Source organism: Clostridium sp. CM041 (assembly GCF_055081035.1).
The window spans coordinates 578659-596788 of sequence record NZ_CM143648.1 but is presented as its reverse complement, the minus strand read 5'-3'; the positions used below and the strand labels follow the sequence as shown (position 1 = coordinate 596788).

The following is an 18130-nucleotide window of genomic DNA, read 5'->3' as shown; positions in this document are numbered from 1 at the left end:
TTGAGAATAATAAATTATTTCGAAAAGCTATTCTTAAATTTACCTTTGAAATTTGTAAAACATTTCGAATACTTATCATAAAAATCAATCCTTCCTATTCTCTTTAGATTTAATATATAAATAGATGCAACCACGAAAATTGCCGATATCGAGATAAAGAACATTCTATTTAAAAATATATTATTTATAAGAAAAATAAATTCATCTCTCTCCTTTATTGTATTGAATCTTATCATTAATTGACTTAAATCATAACTTCCAATTAATACGCCTTTAGATATAGATGAGTACCACCAAAACATTTGAACTGGAATAGCTATTGCTGTCTCTGTAAGAAGAGTTAAAAACATCCCTACCGCAGTTACTGCCATAAGCGTTGGCATAAGCCAGCCTATTGAATATTTAAAAAACGCAAAATAATCTACCGTTAAATTAAGTTTTTCACTAATGTTTGCGGCCTGAAGTGTTGAGACGATTGCAAGTAAGGAAATTGGAACCATCATCATTATAACTAAAGCACTATATCTCGACAGGATTAACTTAGTAGAGCTTACTCTTCTACTATAAATGACTTGTTTCATATTGCTTTTTTTATCTTTCCTAATAAAAGATACTACAACAAACACCGGAAATAAACCCATTACGATTCCCATAAAGTCGCAAAATATCCTTGCAAAACCATTTGTAATCTTATCCTTTTCTATTAAATCTTTATAAGTTTTCATTGCTTCCTCATATGTTATTGGTCTAACGCCAAACCTTCTTAAATTTTCTTTTGAATAATTAGATTGCTCTCCTATTATATTATTAGCTTCCTCCATTAATACTTTAAAGCTAGCATAGTCTTTTGAGCTGCTGCTAAAATGTATTTCACTCCATTTTTCGGTTTTATGCAATTTGTCTAACTCGCTTAGAGATTTTCCTGTTATTTGACATAAAATTTCTTCTATCTTTTTCGTGTCTTCCTTATCTAATTTAACATTTTTAAACAAGCTATGTGGATAGGATGAGTATGTTCCTTGCATATGCTCTCCATACATCATTGATGTTGATTTAGAAATAATTTGTTCTGGTATCTCTTTAAAGGTAGATCCATAAGGATACCCATCATTCTCTTTATTGTACTTTTCAACATCTTGAACATAAGAAGGCTTTATCAAAGCACTTCCTTGATACTGTGGATCATTTCCTTTTATACTTGAATAGTATTGGGTATTATAAAATACTATGGCGATACAAATAAAAACTATATAAATCAAACTCTTACCTAATTGCTTACATTCCTTTGAAAATAGATTAAACATTATCTATCCCTCCAATCATAAGCATGTACGAATCTTCAATAGTGGGTTCTCGAATTTGGGAATTATCGCTTGGAGGAACATCTGAGATAACCCTAATGGAGATACTGTCCCCTAACATAATCATACCTGTTATAATATATTTTTGTTTTATTCTTTCTAATTCTTCGGGGTTAACGTTCATAGAAAAAACTTTTCCTTCTGCTTTGCTTTTTAATTCCTGAACAGTTCCTTTAAATATAAGGCTCCCATTGTCTAATATTCCAATGTTTTTGCAGGTGGCCTCAATGTCTCCGATTATATGTGTTGAAAGAATAACTATTTTATCCTTTGCTAGTTCACAAAGAAGGTTTCTAAATCGAATTCTCTCCTTTGGATCCAACCCTGCAGTTGGCTCATCAACTATTAGAACTTTTGGATTATGCAAAATTGCTTGAGCTATTCCAAGTCTTCTTTTCATTCCGCCAGACAGAGCCCTAACCTTTACTTTTTTACAATCTAACAAGTTAACCTTTTCTAAAAGTTCTGGAATTACTTTTTTCCTCTCACTTGAGGGAACCTCTGATAAAACTCCTAAATAATCCATGGCTTCATAAACGGATAGATTTGGATAAACTGAGAAGTTCTGAGGAAGATATCCAATAAGTTTTCTTAATTCTTTAGTTTTTAAAATATCTATTCCACAAATGCTGATTTCGCCACTACTTTTATTAAGCAGAGTTGCTAGTATCCTCATCAAAGTAGTTTTGCCTGCTCCATTTCTTCCAAGTAGTATTTTATTACCACTTTTGACTAGATCCATTATTGTATTATCATCAATCAAATCATCACCTCTTTGCGAAAAAAACATAGCTTAACTATTTTATTATACATCTTACACGTATAAGTTCATAAAAAGTTACACTATAAGAAAAATTTTCATGTCAATTAAATTATCACCTGCGATGCTGCAATATTAAAAAGCTAGCAAGGAGATGCTAACCTCCAAACTAGCTTTTTAGAAAAACATTAATGTTACCTTATATATTTTCTATTTTTAGTGCATCAATAATATTCTCTTTTTTAATCTTTGAAGTTGCATATATCATCGTTGAACGGACAATTGCAAATACAGCAATTATAGTCACAATAACACTACCCCATGGAACAGCAAATTGAATATCGAATGAGTCCCTCAAAACCCTGTAAATCAAATACATCATTCCAAAACTAATAGGAAGCCCATAGAGCAAGCTCTTAATTCCATAAAACCAGCTTTCGTAATTAATCATTTTATTGAAACTCTTTGGTGTCATTCCAACGGATTTAAGCATTGCAAATTCCCGTCTACGTAGGGATATGCTAGTTGATATGGTATTTAAAATATTAGCTACGCAAATAGAGGTAATAATTGCTATAAAGCTATAGAAAAATACATAGATAAAGGTCATTTGTTGCCTGGCTTGTTTATTTTGCATTGTAAAATCAGTAATAGTTACACTTGCAATTGAGGTCTTATTTTCATATTCCTTAATACTTTCCACAAGCTTTGTAGGATTAGAACTTTTAATAAGCATATCAACCTGGCTAATCTCAGATATTTTTGGCAGCTTCCCTTGTATACTAGCATACACATCCTTTGATACTATGATCATAGGTTCTTCTATATTAGTTAACTTGGTTTCACCAATAGGCGTCTTATCTGCAAGGGCTGCTATTTCTAATAAAACACTATATTCATTAGGCTTATTACCTACAGTATCTGTAAATTTCAATTTTTCTCCTGGCTTAATATTAAAGCGGTTCATACGTAGGTATTTATAATCCGCTTTGATAGACACAGTGTTAATGAGTATGCCAGATGGATTTACAATATCTTTTAAACTAGTAAGATCAGTTCCCGTTTCTTTAGCGTATCTTTTAAGTGCGGCCTCATCAATAGATTTTATCGTAAAATGTGTTTTATAATTTTTAGCCTTTTCATCTTTATTATTTGGTGAAATCCTTGCTTTAATTTCATCAGGAATTAAACTGCTTTTAACATCTACTACAGCATTATTCATAGTTTCTTCAATAATACTTTCATCCACATATTTCATTTTTGTTATGGCATTATAAAAATTCTTTTTCTCTTGTAATGTAGCAGAGGATGTTACAAAAACATTAACATCATAAGGCATATTATTAACTTTACTTTCTGCTGATTTTTGAAACAGCAAGGATAGGGATGAAACTGATAAAAATAGGACAATACTAATAACTAAGGAAAATATGGTAGTTTTATATCTGCGACTATTGCGCTTTAAGTTTTTAAGCCCAAGCTCTGCTTCAAATCCAAATATAAATCTTGTCTGTTTAGATGTTTTCACAACTCTACTGGTGAGCTTGATGTCTCGTGATTGACACAGCGCATCAATAGGCGATATCTTAGATGCACTCTTTGCGGGAATGTAAGCTGATATTAAAATAGTAATAATAGAAAGTAATATAGCCACTAGTATTGCACCTGGAGATATTACAAGCTTTAGTTTAACAACTATTCCGAAGCCTTCTATTAGCGGTTGCACAAGCTTAAAAGTTATACCCATTGCTACTGTCCCCAAAAATACACCTATAGGAATACCGATAACCCCAACAACAAAACCTTCAAAAAATACAGATTTACTCTTTTGCTTTTTTGTTGCGCCTACACTTGCAAGCATCCCTAAATAACGGCTACGTTCCGAAATTGAAATTGCGAAGGAATTATATATAAGCGCTACGGAACCTATAATTATAATAACCATCATTATACTTGCAAGAATATATAGAGTTAAGAGTAAATGATCATTAATAATTCCATAGTACCTTAAAAGGCTACTATTGTAGATTTTATTATCGCTAGGAATTCCTATTCTTTCCGAAAGCTTATTTGCTTGTGTATTTACTTTTTTGCTCACATTTTTCCAAACTACTGATATATCAACAGTGTCAGTAGGCGCAAGCTCCGTTTTATCAAGATAGGATATCACTGTATAGCCAGGTGACCAGTAGAGTTCGAAGTTGGGTCTACTTATAATTCCTGTTATAGTATATTCTTTTTTATATTCCTCAATAAGTTTTTCACCTTTTTTATCTTTGCCTTGCTTTTGGAAGCTATAAATCTGTCCAAGGGCTTCCTTATTTCCATCTTCATAACGCTTTCCAACATCTAATTTAAGCACGTCACCAACCTTATATGCCACGCCACCATTTTCTGAAATCTGAGAAGATATAACTATTTCATTTGATTTTTTAGGGAGACGACCCTTAACTAAATCTAAATTAAAGCTTTCCATGCCCTGCTTATCATATTCTTCTATAAAAAGATAGGGTTTACTCTTATTTTTAGAACCTTCAAGCTTTGAATATCCTATATTCCTGCTTAAAGCTGCATTTGCCGTATTTTTATCATTCATCACTTCATTAATGTTTTCACTACGTAAATTGTTATAGCGTACATGCCAATTACCTGTATCCTCTATGGTATTTTGCTGCATCATACTAAGGAAAGACATCACAGAGGTAGGTATGGCTGTTATCATAGAAACTGATAATATAACACCAATAATTGTAACAATAGTACGCTTTTTATTTGATTTCATGTGACGAAGGGTCAAAGAATTTATGATATTCATCTTCGAATCACCTCATCCTTTGCGATTCGCCCATCTTCAATTGAAATTATTCGGTCTGCCTGCAAAGCAATGCGTTCATCATGAGTGATTATTATTAAGGTCTGATGGTATTTTTTATTTGACAGCTTTAGAAGTTCTATTATTTCTCCACTGTTTTTGCTATCAAGGTTTCCTGTAGGCTCATCTGCAAGTACGAGCGCTGGGTTATTAATCAATGCCCTTCCTATTGATACACGTTGCTGTTGACCACCTGAAAGCTGATTAGGCAGATGATTTAATCTATCTACAAGGCCCAGCGTGTTAATTATCTCATCTAGTTGCCCATTTTTTATCTTTTGACCATCCAGTAATAGCGGTAGGGTAATATTTTCTTCCACATTCAAAACTGGTATTAAATTATAAAATTGATAGATAAGACCTATTTGCCTACGTCTAAATATGGCAAGCTTTGTTTCATCCATTTCGTAAATGTCAGCATTCTCTACAAAAACCTTTCCACTTGTTGGCGTATCAACGCCACCCAATATATGTAAAAGTGTTGATTTGCCCGACCCCGATGGTCCAATAATTGCAACAAACTCCCCTTTATTGACTGAAAACGACACATTATCTAGAGCCTTTACAGATGATTCACCCCTACCATATATTTTAGACAGATTTTCTACTCTTAATATCTCCATTGCTGCTCACTCCTCTGTTAGTTTGTAACCTTAGTATATCTGTCTAATATGACTTTACAGTGACTATTTGTGTGACGATTTTGTCACACAACACTTTTATAAATCTTTATAATAAATTTTGTACCTTTGTTTTTCTCACTGGTAACTTCAATTGTACCACCTTGTTTCTGCAAAATGATTTTTGACATGGCGAGTCCAATACCTATACTGTCGTTGGGAGCATTGATGCCCTTATAAAAGCGATCGAATATATGTGGTAAATCCTCCTTATGGATCCCCTCACCATTATCAAATATTTTCATCATTGTATATATTGGAGTTTCGCAAAAATCAACACCTATATTTCCACCACAAGGTGTATGCTCAACACAATTTTTTATTATATTTGAAGCAGCCTCTGAGGACCAATTAAAATCGCCAATAAACTCAGTATGCTCATCACCGCTAATTTCAAGGGTTTGATCTTTATGTTCCATAGGAATTAGCAGGTGATGGGTAGCCCTACTGATAAGCTCCCGTACATTTACATTCTCTTTTTTTAACTCAATTGTACCTGCATCAATCTTAGATAACTTTAGTAGTGACGCAACAAGCCACTTAAGTCTTTCAAGTTGTGACCGAATATTTTGGGTGAATTCTTGGCGTTTATCCTGGGTTAGACTTTTGTCACATATAAGGTCTGTCATAACAAACATTGAAGTTATTGGAGTTTTAAGTTGATGGGAAATATCAGAAATCGAATCCGAAAGAAAAAGTTTATCTTTCTTTAATAGTTCAGCCTGTTCATATAAAGTCACAGTTACTTTGTATATTTCATTTTTAAGTATACTAAGCTCGCCTTCATCATTATCTCTAATATCAAGGGAATAATCTCCACTTGTAATTATCCTTAGATACTCAGATAATTGGTATAATTGATTATATCTCCATCTGGTAAAAATAAAAGATATAACAATTATTAAAAGCAAAACTAAAAGTGCTATAATTCCTGCAATTATATTAACGAAAAAACAGGCAACTGATCCTATTAGTGAAATTGAAACCAAAAGAGTTATATATATCTTTATTTCTTTATTTCGTAGAATATTAATCACCTCCCTTATATCCAATTCCACGAACTGTTTTTATAATTGTTGGATTTTTGCTGTCATCCTCAATTTTTTCACGCAAACGTTTAATATATACCGTTAAAGTATTGTCATTCACAAAATCCCCTGCAAAATCCCATAGACCTTCTAAAAGTTGATTGCGATCAATAACTTGCCTCTGATTATTTGCAAAGATTAGAAGTAGTCGGTATTCAAGAGATGTTAATGTAACTTCATTCGCTTCTTTATACACTTTTGCCTGTGTAGTGTCTATCTTTATACCGCTAAACTCAATGATTGTTTTTGTAATTTCTGTTTTATCATATCTGCGAAGTACAGATTTAATTCGAGATAGAAGCTCTCTTATACGAAATGGCTTTGTTATATAGTCATCTGCCCCCATATCAAGCCCCATAACTACATTAACTTCATCATCTATTGCCGTTAGAAATATTACTGGTATATCTTCCTTTGCCTTAATTATTTTACAAATATCGTAGCCGCTTCCATCTGGAAGAGATAAATCAAGTATTGCCAAGTTAAAGCTATTTTTATGCAGCATAGTTTTTGCTGACTCAACATTCAAGCAGTGGGTAACAAAATACCCCTCTTGAGTCAGTGAGTAGCAAAGCCCTGATGCAATTATTCTATCATCCTCAACAAATAGTATTTTCATTGTGTAAATCTCCTTTATATACCTAGCTAGTATTATCTTTCTTATATTTTATCACATTATCTATCTCATAATTTAAATAAAAACGATAGTTTGATGTTAAAATGAATAACCCTACGTAAAGGTATTCCTTTACGTAGGGTTAAAAACTTATAAAATGTATTCATAAAGTATGACAAAGCATTTTAACAAATTAGATATTCGTGTTTTTTTATGTCAACAGACGTTTATTTTAATATCCATGATGGAACATTCTTCTACGTCTTCTTCTCCTTCGTCCAAGTAAATCTCTGATAAACAGTATTCTGATTAAATCTTGAATCGGACCTCTTCTGCCTTGACGGCGTGTGTCTCTCATATCCTCATCATCATTATCATCGTCATCCCTATAATGTTTTTCACACTTTTCAGATACTTCTTTACACATATGCTCCATTTCATCCTTACTAGGGCAATACATTGGGCCATACTTGGATTCCATCATATCACAATGTTTTTTTACCATGGGATGTATCATTCTATAGATCTTAGGATACATGCTTTTTAAATCTTCATCATCTTCATCATCTTCATCATACATTGGCATATTCATCATGGCCATATTCATCATAGACATATTCATCATGGCCATGTTCATCATAGGCATGTTCATCATAGGCATATTCGCCATAGGCATGTTCTCCATAGGCATATTCATCATAGGTATATTCGCCATAGGCATGTTCATCATAGGCATATTGGCCATAGGCATATTGGCCATAGGCATATTAGCCATAGGCATATTAGCCATAGGCATTTTCGTCATAGGCGTATTCTCCATTGGCATATTGGCCATAGGAATTTTTTGTCCAACATTTTCACAGTCTTTATAACGGTAGTCGTACATAAGTACCTCCAAAATAATATTCACCATTTATATTATTCTTCTTTCGTTGTTTTGTTACAAATACCTATTGCCAGTGATTCCTTTAAGCCTTATTATATTGTTTAACACTGTTTTATAAGCTCTTTGTTTTTCAGGCCGTTTCATTAGCTATAGAGGCAGCGGCAATATCATATGAGTTATACCATGCTTATATTGGTGTCGGACAAATATCAAATCAAATGGAATCGGAAAAAATCGCATATAAATATATGATTAAGTACTTCAAGGTAACAGGTGATGAAAAAACTGTAAAGATGCTTCAGGGAATACCTATTGAAACAATGGATCATCTGCCAGATGCATACAATAAAATAAGGGATAATGTGATGCATAGAGCAGGAATTGGTACAACGCATAAAATGAAATCAGTAGTCGCTGGAATTTTTATGCCAGTTATGCAGAATCGGGAATATACGTTGAGAGAAAAAATTAATATATGGCGTGGAAAAGCATTTTCAAATTCTACTGTTTTAAACGAGGAGCTTTACAGAACGGATTTGAGTAACAAGATAACAAAACTTGATATTCCGGTATATTTCTTTTCGGGAATATATGATTATACGGTAAACTATTCGATGTCGGAAGCTTATCTTAAAAAACTTGGTGCACCTGCAAAGGGATTTTATCTTTTTAAGGAATCTGCCCACAGTCCAATATTTGAAGAGTCTGAAAAAGTGTTACAGATTATACAGCAGGATGTGTTAAAAGGCAGGAATGATCTAGCTGACACATATTAATACGAAGTATGATCATAATATTTAGTACAAATTATTTATCTATTATAGATAAGTAAGATAAGATGGATTTTTACGGCATAATATTTCCAGATTATATTCGTAGAATTGTATATACCACAAATGCTATAGAGAGTCTTAACAGTCAATTTAGAAAAGTTACGAAGACAAAGCTTATATTCCCGAATGATGATAGTCTTATGAAGATGCTATATTTGGCAACTGAAAAGGTAAGTAAGAAATGGACTAGAGTATATGCAAATTGGGACATTGTTATCAGCCAGCTCAATATATTATTTAGTGAGATCCTAAATGAAGGAGCGTAGCTTTGGGACTCCGTCCCCCAAACCCCTAAGGGTTATAGCTTAAATTTTCCCGTTAAACAAGCAAAACGGACTACCCAAAGGCAATCCGTTCATGTATGATTCATCAATAACGACTCAAATCACTTTTCAATACTACCCTAACCTAATATTTAGAGAGTATATTAATAACTAAAAATGGAAATAATATACTGAAAAGCAATTACAAAGTAACAACATTTATCAACTATACTAACATTTTTTCATAATTAAATAATTCAATTATTTTGCTTAAAGGAAGAGAATACACAAAATAATTTACACCCTCTAGTAAAGTATACCTCTTATTTCTTTATTCAATTTCACCTTTTAAAAATATAGGTTATATCAGTCTCTGTTGGTGTGTTATTTATTATTAGCAATAACGTTAGCTTCATTTTCTTTTTTATCCATTTCTAAAATCATATTTTTAAATTTTTCCGCCGCTTCCTCTTTTTCTTTTAATAAATTAGTAATTTTCTCATTAAAGCTTTCTTGTAATTCCTGTGTTTTGATTTGTTGCCCCTCTTTTAATTTTAAAAGTTCTTTGTCCATTTCAAAGCTTGTTCTTTCCCGCTGCATTTCAACATCTTGCTTAGCTTTAATTTGCAGCTCATCTATTTTATTTTTGTTTATTTGGTTTAATTGATCTATCTGTTTTATTAATTTATCTTGTTCATCCTTTTTACTTAACAATTCATTCTTAAGTTGCATATTTTCATTCAATGACTTATCAAGGGATGTTTTAAGCTCTATAATCTCATCTTCGAATTTAATGTATTTTTCATTGGTATTAGCTAGGCTTAATATTTTTTCTTCCTGCATATTATTAAGGGTTTTTAAGTTCTTAATATTTTCTTGTAATTCTTTAGTTATATGCTTTGCATCAGATAGGTCTTTTCCCAGTGAGCTTATTTTTTTGTTGTCTTCTTTTAATAATGTAATTTCTCCTTTTAGTTTTTCATTTTCCTTATTATTGTCTATTAACTCATTTCTATGGATATTTTTTACCTCTAAGGCTTTAATATTATTTCTTTCTACTATGTTTATGTATATATCTGCCATTCTACTGGTTATTGTTTGTAATTCTTTTATATCTTCGGACATAGTACTGTCCCCTTCTCTTGCTCTATTTAATTCGTAATACTTAACTACTTGCTCCATCAATTCCTTATTGTTTATTCCTTCACTCTGAGCTAACTCATTAAATTTTTGTTTTAATTCATCACTGATTCTTACGCTTAATATTGCATCCATTTCGTACTTCCTCTCTTAGGCCTGTATTTTCTATAATAAATAGAATAAATTTAATTATTTTCATAACTTAATGGCATTTATACTTTAAATTTATCTACAGCTTGTTAAATCATCTCCTGCGGAGCTGCAACATCTTTACAGAAGATGCATTGACGACTTCAGAAGGAGATTTATACTACCACTTATAGGAGTGGTAGACTTTCCTTCTGAAATGTCGTTAAATCATACCCTTCGGCGCTGTTCATCTTCTTAGAAGCTGCTATATAAACAGTATAATTCCTAGGATACTTGGTTTCAATGATTTTTTAGTGATTTACTTATATTTATCATTGAATTTTTTATATAATATAAATAATTTTTAATTGTTAACACGTGTATACCATTGTTTACAATGCATTTTACTGTGTATACTTTATGTTTACATTGTAAGTATGCCATGAAATCTTTGAAAAATACATATAAAATCAGTAAAAAGGCTTGAAAACAAGTAAAAACAAAACCATTCAATATAACTTTTATTATATTGAATGGTTCTGATTGTGGTTATAATGATAATTTATAAGTAATATTAACTAAATAACATATTGAATAAATTACTTCGTGTGAGGAACAGGGATAGTGTCCATAAAAACTTATCGTTCAAAAGGAGGAAGCAAGTTATTATGCTGTTTATCAGCTTTTAACATTCTTACTTATTAACTCCATAAATGTTTTAGGGGTTTCTATTGCCACTTTGGGATTTTCCTTTAACCTATCCACAACCCTTTCAATATTACTAAGGCTTTTGCTCCATGCATGAACATAAACAAAGGTGTAGCTATTAGAATTAGTAATATCTACTTGCCCAGAGTCAACTCTATGATTAATATTTTTCACGAGCTCATCTTCACTTTCAAGAGTATTCCAAAGTAAATCTCTACATGAAACTATAGGTTTATTATTAGACCAAATAATTTCTCCGTGATAATTATCGTGCCTATGATAATCAAGATAAAACAACCCATGTATATTAGACTTCATAGTAAATTTGCCCCAAAGCTCCTTATCATAAAAAGACGAGTCATCTATAATTGATATATATTTTTGATCTACTTTTTTCATATAATCATTTAATCTATTAATATATATTCCGAGAGCATCCTTATCAAATTTACTTGGGTACATATACCCATTTCCAGATGGTGGAACTATAAAATAATCATTAGTAGCTCCATGAGCTGCACTTTCATAATATAATTTAAATACAGTAGGTGCAAGGTAATATAAAGATGGGCTTAATGACCACCCCAAATTAAATTTACCTTTATAAGGAGAACCATACCATTTGTGAGAACCATAATTAGTTCCAAGGTTCCACTGTTGATTATCTCCATCTGACACAATAAATGTTACATTATGAACATTTTCTTTATTAGGAATGTTCATTAACGTTTTTTGAGTCATTGGTAATGATGGGAATGAACTTAATACAGTTAAATTATATGACCAATCTGCGGCAACCATGCTAATACCATATTTTGAAACCGTACTTATATTAATAAATTCATCGGGTCCCCACCCGAGGCAAATGGAGTCCTTTTCCATGGATGAGAATATTTTATCGCGAAGCGTTGTATCATTTATTTTATCCTCATAAAATATTAGGGATTTGGTCATTATACCATAATCTCTTAAGGCGGAATCTTTGCTCGGGGATAACTCAATTATTATGGAATGATTGAGGCCAGAATCCCATAAATTATCGTACGCCCATTTTTCATCTGTGTTTCTGCAATCGCCTTTAATATTTGTAATTCCATAGGCGCGTACTTTGTCTTGGATAGCTTCATCAACTGCAATGCAATTATTTAACGAGGCAAGTGAACAAGCATTATTTATCGAAGGATCTTTTAGCGATTTATTATTGTAAAGTACATATCCATCAATATAATCCTTAAATACATCTAATAAGCGCCACGGATCTGATGTATTTTCGTATAAAACTCCATAACTATTTTTTAAATCATCTAGCCATATTTGATAATCTGGTTGTGAGGAATTAAGTGTATATATTTGAATAGATGATTGACTACTAATAAGCCCTTGAAGGGTGGCTATCATTGTCCGCTCACAAGGCGTCATTGTATCTTGAGAAATAACATATAAATAAGTTGGAATTGTAGGATTTTTCATAAAATTACTACTATTGAGAGTTTTTTTAAAGTCGCTCCATTTAATATTAGACATCTATATTTCCATTACAGTATTTATAGAAATTTCGCAGAAAATTAATTCTTTCATTATTATTATAAAAAGATTTAATATGACTCTCATCAAAATTTGCTAATAGTAATTGTCTATTTATAATATCATCTGCCATAACCTGGTGGGCATTTTTCATCATATCATACATAATCATGAAGGTACTAGTCCTTCCTATACCTTGTTTACAGTGAAAATGAACCCAGGTATTTTTAGATTGTGATTTTACGAGCTCTACGAAGTAATCAACCATATCATCTGTTGGAATCTTACCATCAGTAACAGGAATGCGTTTATATGATAGTGATTTAGAATTAACAAGATGCTCTTCATCTTCAACTTTTTTTGGAACTATACCTATATTATTATGATTATAAAAAGTAATAGGCACATTTAATTTAATACTATTTAATTTTTTATATTCATCAGACATCACTTGATCCTTTGTTAATCCTATATTAGCATCATTTTTTGCATTAGCCCAGCTAACAGGGACTCCATTAATAAACCCATGTGATTCTTGCCTCAAGTCAATAACTGCTATAGGTAATGAAGTTCCTAGACTATTTATTACAAGAGGCAGATTATACTCGGAAAATTGTTGACTACCTGAAATGTTTAATGTGTTTAATCCACTAAGATTTAATTCTTTACTACTTTGTGTACTTAATATATTAGTCGACTTGCGAAAATGTTTTGGAATTTCATAGAGATGATTTTTTAAATCTAAAATTAAATTTATATTGGTGTCATTTAAGGATACATCAGAAGCTCGTGCTATGGATCGCATCGTATTAGCAAGCATCATTTCATTGTTCTGCTGCATATATTTATTTAATCTCATCATATTATAAAAATAGGGACACATGTACATGTATATCCTCCATAAAAAATAGTTTTCACCATATATTATGAATAAAAAATTATTTTGTTACGGAGTTTTGATCTTGATGTTTGAGTTGGACCAAGATTACAATTCTAGCAAAAAGTTCGTTATTATATGACGTTCGCTAGGGTTGTGAATAAAATATGAAATTTTAATTTTTATGAACATTCTCACTGTCTTTATCATAGAATTTAATAATAGTAATTTTATGGAGTGTAACATGGATTTTTTTAGATCAAATCAATATTCTAGAATAAATGCGGTTAATTATGCAATGACCTATGCCTTGCATCCAAACCCCAGTTTTAGGTACTTCTCTCTTATTAATAATGAGACTAGTGGCGACTGCGCAAACTTTGTATCTCAGTGTCTATTAGCTGGGGGAGCACCTATGAGGTTTAAAGGCTCACATCCTTGGTGGTACAGAAAGGCTAATACAAATAGTACAAATGATGATACATGGTCTGTTCCATGGGCTGTGGCAAATTCCCTTTATTGGTCTTTAAAGACTAATCAACAATCTAAAGCTTCAGGGATTAAGGGTCTTGAAATATATGATACTCGCCTTCTTGAATTAGGTGATTTAATTTTTTTTGAAGATAATGATGGAAATATTTTTCACTCTGCGATTATCACCGCTTTTAGATATTCACAGCCTTTAATTTCTCAACATACCTTTGAGGCTTTAAACATATTTTATGGAGATTCTTGGGGAGCAAATCGTGTACATTTTTTAAAAATAAGTTTATAACAATTATAATTTAAATATGTAATGGCATGTAAAATGATAGTTACGACTCAGCTATTCACTATTGGAATGCCTGAGTCGTAACGATAGATCAAATCATTTTACATACCATTTTTGAAATATAGTAGCTATAATTACAGGCTACTATTGTTTTTTTAAAATAAAATAAAATTCAACTCCAATTTCTGTGTTTTCTACTCCACAGCTACCACCATGAAGTAATACTATGTTTTTGACTATGGAAAGACCTAGACCAGTTCCCCCAAGCTTTCTAGTTCTTGATTTATCGATTTTATAGAAGTTATCCCATATCTTATTTTTTTCAGTATCATCAATTTTACTTCCGCTATTTTCCACTTCGACGCGGATAGCACCCTCTATATTTATCATTTTTACTGTTATGGATCCGCCATCATAGGTATGTCTTATTGCATTAGTCATATAGTTTGTTAGTACCTGTTCTATTCTGTTCCAATCTGCATTTACTTTTACATTTTGGATTAAATTTAATTCGAGCTTAATGTTTTTTTCATTAAGTAGAGATGAAAATTTCTTAGTAACTGGATTTATTAGTTCATCAAGAAAAAATACTTCCTCAATCAATTTAAAATTCCCAGATTCTAGTTGAGACAAATTCAACATATCTGATACTAAATTGTTCATTTTCCTTGATTCATCCATTATGACATCAATAAAATATTGTTTTTCTGCGCCTTCTAAAACATCATCGTTTAACGCTAGTGTATACCCCTCTATAAGGGTTATAGGGGTTTTAAGCTCGTGGGAAACTGATGCCACAAAGTCTTTCCTCATTTCTGTTAGTTTCTTTTCTTTCTCAATATCCTTTTCTAATTGTGCGTTAGATTCTTTAAGTGAGGTTAATGCTTCATTTAAATTTTCTGATAGAAGGTTAAGTGAAGTCGCGAGAGCTCCTATTTCATCTTCACTTTTAACCTCACATTTTTCTGTAAAGTCAAGCTTTGCCATTTTAGCTGCCGTTTTAGTTATTTTTATCAATGGCTTTGCAATCATGCTTGAGTAAATTAAAGAAAGAAATAGAGTTATAACTAGGGCACCTATGTAGAAATACAAGTAAAATACCTTTATAACTTGAACGGCTTCATTTACTGGCTGTAGTGAAGCAAAAGCATACACAATTTCATCGCTATTTTCAGCATATAATATACCTGATACACTTGCTACCATATCGGGGGTTTCTTCAGTAGTAAAAATCAGGGATTTTCCTTCTTCTTTAAATTTATTAATACCACCGCTATTTTCTATTTCAGATGACATTATTTGGTTCATGATTCTTACTTTTATAGAGTCTTTTCTTTCATCAATTGTTTTTGTAAGATATTTTAAATTTCCTAATCTATCTCGTGTAATTATTTTATAATTATTGTTTTCTTCAAAAGAACTAACTAAATTAATTTTATCTTCATCTTTTTGGAGTAAAGAATATTCGCTTTTGAATTTAACAAGATTATGTTCAAGATTATTCTTTTTCCATTTTATATAAAACTGCTCAAAAAATGCAGACTGCACTATCAAATTAGTAGTTATAAAAACTATAAAAACTATAGAGGTTATAGCGAAAAGCTTTCTAGTGATGCTCTTTTTACTTTTCATTTTTCGCCTCGAATTTATAGCCAGCTCCTCTTATGGTTGCTATAAGATAAGATTTTTCACCTAGCTTCTCTCTTAATCTTTTTATAACAGTATCTACAGTTCTTAAATCTCCAAAGTAGTCAATACCCCATAAAGCATCCAATATTTTTTCTCTACTTAATACGATCCTTTTATTAAGTATAAAATAATTTAGTAGTTCAAATTCCTTTGGGGATAGATATATTTCACTATTATCTACAGTAACCTCATGGCTTAAATTATCAACTACAAGGCCGTCAAAGTTATTTCCTTCCTTTAGAACAGGTTCAGTGCTGTAAGTTCGCCTTATAATTGCTTTCACTTTAGCAACTAGTAGCTTTGGGACAAATGGCTTCGTAATATAATGATCCGTGCCTAATTCAAACCCCAATAATTCATCATCTTCTTCGGATTTAGCTGTGAGCATTATAACAGGGATATTTGAGGTCTTTCTTATTTCCTTGCATACATCCCAGCCATCCATAATAGGCATCATTACATCTAAAATAATCAAATCTACTTTATTTTTATTAAATATATTAACAGCTTCATTGCCATTTTCTGCTTGCAAAATATTATATTGTTCTTTCCTTAAATAAATGGACACAAGATTTCTAATTCTTTCTTCATCATCTACAATTAAAATGGTTTCATTCATATATTTTCTCCTTTATATAGCTAGTGTAGCACTTGCTAATTTTCAACTTTCTTTTATATTATATAATAATACCAGTAATAATCATAATTTATTATATTTCAACTAACATAAAAGTAATATGAAAACTTATAAGTAGGAGTTACTTGCCCTAACAAATAAAAAACTTCAGTGGGGGGTATAACTCTCCTTCTGAAGTCGTCAATGCAGCTTCTGCGAAGCTGTTTGCAGCTCCGCAGGAGATGATTTAAGGGGGCTGCTTTATACCTACCAATTAAATATAAGCGCTATTAATACTAATATGATGTGAGTCATGTTCATTAATGCAAAATTTTTCACGGATAAAATGAAGGTTTCACTTTTAATAGGGTTTTGGTGAAATAATTTTATATTTTTATTCAATGGTATTATAGTTAAAATTACCAGCAATGATGAAACTGGTGAAATTTTCAATATAACTAAAATTATAATATCTAGGTATGCAATATAATATAGGGTCTTAAATAAGGTAAGTGCATTCCCCTTACCTAAATAGTAAGGCAACGTGTATCTCTTATTTGTTATATCCTCTTCAAGATCGCAAATGTTATTAGCAAGCATTATATTTGCTATGCCATTGATTGTTGGGGTGGAGATCAAAAAGATATAAAACAATTCTACTAGATTTATGCTGATGTTTAACATATTACTAACATACATTATAGAAATTATATTTCTATCAGATATATGAATGTAACAAGCTAAAAATAGAATTATAAATCCCATAAATACTCCAGAAAATACTTCACCTAGTGGCATACGTGAAATTGGAATAGGCCCATATGTATAGAATATACCTGCTAAAAATGAAATAATTCCAATTAAGAGCACAACTACATTAGTGTTTAAAGTTAATAGAATCCCAAAGAAAATTGCTATTGCAAGTAAGGTAAAAATTATAGCTACAGCTGTGGATTCTTTGATGTTATATCTTATGATTCCATTTTTATTTTCATGATTATGTCTGTTACACTTTAAATCTTTTTTGTAATCAATATAATTGTTAATTGCGGTTGTAGCCATATCGAATGTTAATAGTGAGATACCCATAATAATAAAATTTTTCAAATTAAAGCTTTTATATCGGTATAAAGAATAAAGTGTTCCCAATATAAATGGTATCATACTGGCCAATTTTGTTTTAATTTCAATAAATTCAAGAAAACTAATTAAATACAATTTTAAACCCTCCTGTTAAATAATAAATTCTTAGCTATAGTTTGTTTGACTTTCAAAATAATCCATGATATTATCATTGTAAACCATAAATTTAATTG

General features: G+C 31.3%; 13 protein-coding genes and 2 pseudogenes. 3 read left to right on the top strand and 12 right to left on the bottom strand.

The window, feature by feature from the left end; genetic code table 11:
• Window positions 1-14: 14 nt before the first annotated feature.
• The 7 genes from ACWJJT_RS02905 to ACWJJT_RS02875 form a co-directional block, all read right to left on the bottom strand.
• Window positions 15-1304: an ABC transporter permease gene (locus ACWJJT_RS02905; RefSeq protein WP_462956007.1), complete on the bottom strand. Its 1290-nt coding sequence runs from the start codon at window positions 1302-1304 to the stop codon at window positions 15-17.
• Window positions 1297-2124 (bottom strand): ABC transporter ATP-binding protein, encoded by an 828-nt coding sequence (locus ACWJJT_RS02900; RefSeq protein ID WP_462956006.1) that lies wholly within the window; start codon window positions 2122-2124, stop codon window positions 1297-1299. The genes ACWJJT_RS02905 and ACWJJT_RS02900 overlap by 8 nt, the downstream gene beginning before the upstream one ends.
• A gap of 196 nt (window positions 2125-2320) precedes the next feature.
• Entirely contained in the window at window positions 2321-4936 is a 2616-nt protein-coding gene (locus ACWJJT_RS02895; RefSeq protein WP_462956005.1) for an ABC transporter permease, read from the bottom strand.
• Window positions 4933-5616, bottom strand: coding sequence for an ABC transporter ATP-binding protein (locus ACWJJT_RS02890; protein ID WP_216304065.1), 684 nt, complete (start codon window positions 5614-5616; stop codon window positions 4933-4935). The genes ACWJJT_RS02895 and ACWJJT_RS02890 overlap by 4 nt, the downstream gene beginning before the upstream one ends.
• A gap of 83 nt (window positions 5617-5699) precedes the next feature.
• Entirely contained in the window at window positions 5700-6710 is a 1011-nt protein-coding gene (locus ACWJJT_RS02885; protein WP_462956004.1) for a sensor histidine kinase, read from the bottom strand.
• Window positions 6703-7380, bottom strand: a complete 678-nt coding sequence (locus tag ACWJJT_RS02880; protein WP_216304066.1) for a response regulator transcription factor — start codon at window positions 7378-7380, stop codon at window positions 6703-6705. Before ACWJJT_RS02880 ends, ACWJJT_RS02885 begins: the two co-directional genes overlap by 8 nt.
• A gap of 229 nt (window positions 7381-7609) precedes the next feature.
• A complete protein-coding gene (locus ACWJJT_RS02875; protein ID WP_462956003.1) occupies window positions 7610-8263 on the bottom strand; it encodes a hypothetical protein in 654 nt (217 codons plus the stop codon).
• 218 nt (window positions 8264-8481) lie between these two features.
• Between ACWJJT_RS02875 and ACWJJT_RS02870 the strand changes: the two genes are divergently transcribed.
• Window positions 8482-9039 carry a hypothetical protein gene (locus ACWJJT_RS02870; protein ID WP_462956002.1) on the top strand — a complete coding sequence of 186 codons (558 nt, stop codon included), beginning with the start codon at window positions 8482-8484 and terminating at the stop codon, window positions 9037-9039.
• A gap of 83 nt (window positions 9040-9122) precedes the next feature.
• A pseudogene (locus ACWJJT_RS02865) lies at window positions 9123-9362 on the top strand (transposase); the annotation flags it as partial.
• 381 nt (window positions 9363-9743) lie between these two features.
• Here ACWJJT_RS02865 and ACWJJT_RS02860 read toward each other — a convergent pair.
• Window positions 9744-10634 (bottom strand): hypothetical protein, encoded by an 891-nt coding sequence (locus ACWJJT_RS02860; RefSeq protein WP_216303480.1) that lies wholly within the window; start codon window positions 10632-10634, stop codon window positions 9744-9746.
• A gap of 672 nt (window positions 10635-11306) precedes the next feature.
• Window positions 11307-13620: pseudogene (locus tag ACWJJT_RS02855) on the bottom strand (GxGYxYP domain-containing protein); the annotation flags it as partial.
• A gap of 361 nt (window positions 13621-13981) precedes the next feature.
• Between ACWJJT_RS02855 and ACWJJT_RS02850 the strand changes: the two are divergent.
• Entirely contained in the window at window positions 13982-14512 is a 531-nt protein-coding gene (locus ACWJJT_RS02850) for an amidase domain-containing protein (RefSeq protein WP_216303479.1), read from the top strand.
• Window positions 14513-14653: 141 nt separating this feature from the next.
• Here the strand turns inward: ACWJJT_RS02850 and ACWJJT_RS02845 are convergent, their stop codons facing one another.
• The 3 genes from ACWJJT_RS02845 to menA form a co-directional block, all read right to left on the bottom strand.
• Entirely contained in the window at window positions 14654-16141 is a 1488-nt protein-coding gene (locus ACWJJT_RS02845; protein WP_462956001.1) for a sensor histidine kinase, read from the bottom strand.
• The gene (locus ACWJJT_RS02840; RefSeq protein ID WP_462956000.1) at window positions 16131-16817 is read right to left on the bottom strand and encodes a response regulator transcription factor; all 687 of its coding nucleotides are present in this window, start codon (window positions 16815-16817) and stop codon (window positions 16131-16133) included. Before ACWJJT_RS02840 ends, ACWJJT_RS02845 begins: the two co-directional genes overlap by 11 nt.
• Before the next feature lie 264 nt (window positions 16818-17081).
• Window positions 17082-18032 carry a 1,4-dihydroxy-2-naphthoate polyprenyltransferase gene (gene menA / locus ACWJJT_RS02835; RefSeq protein ID WP_220286551.1) on the bottom strand — a complete coding sequence of 317 codons (951 nt, stop codon included), beginning with the start codon at window positions 18030-18032 and terminating at the stop codon, window positions 17082-17084.
• Window positions 18033-18130 lie beyond the last annotated feature (98 nt).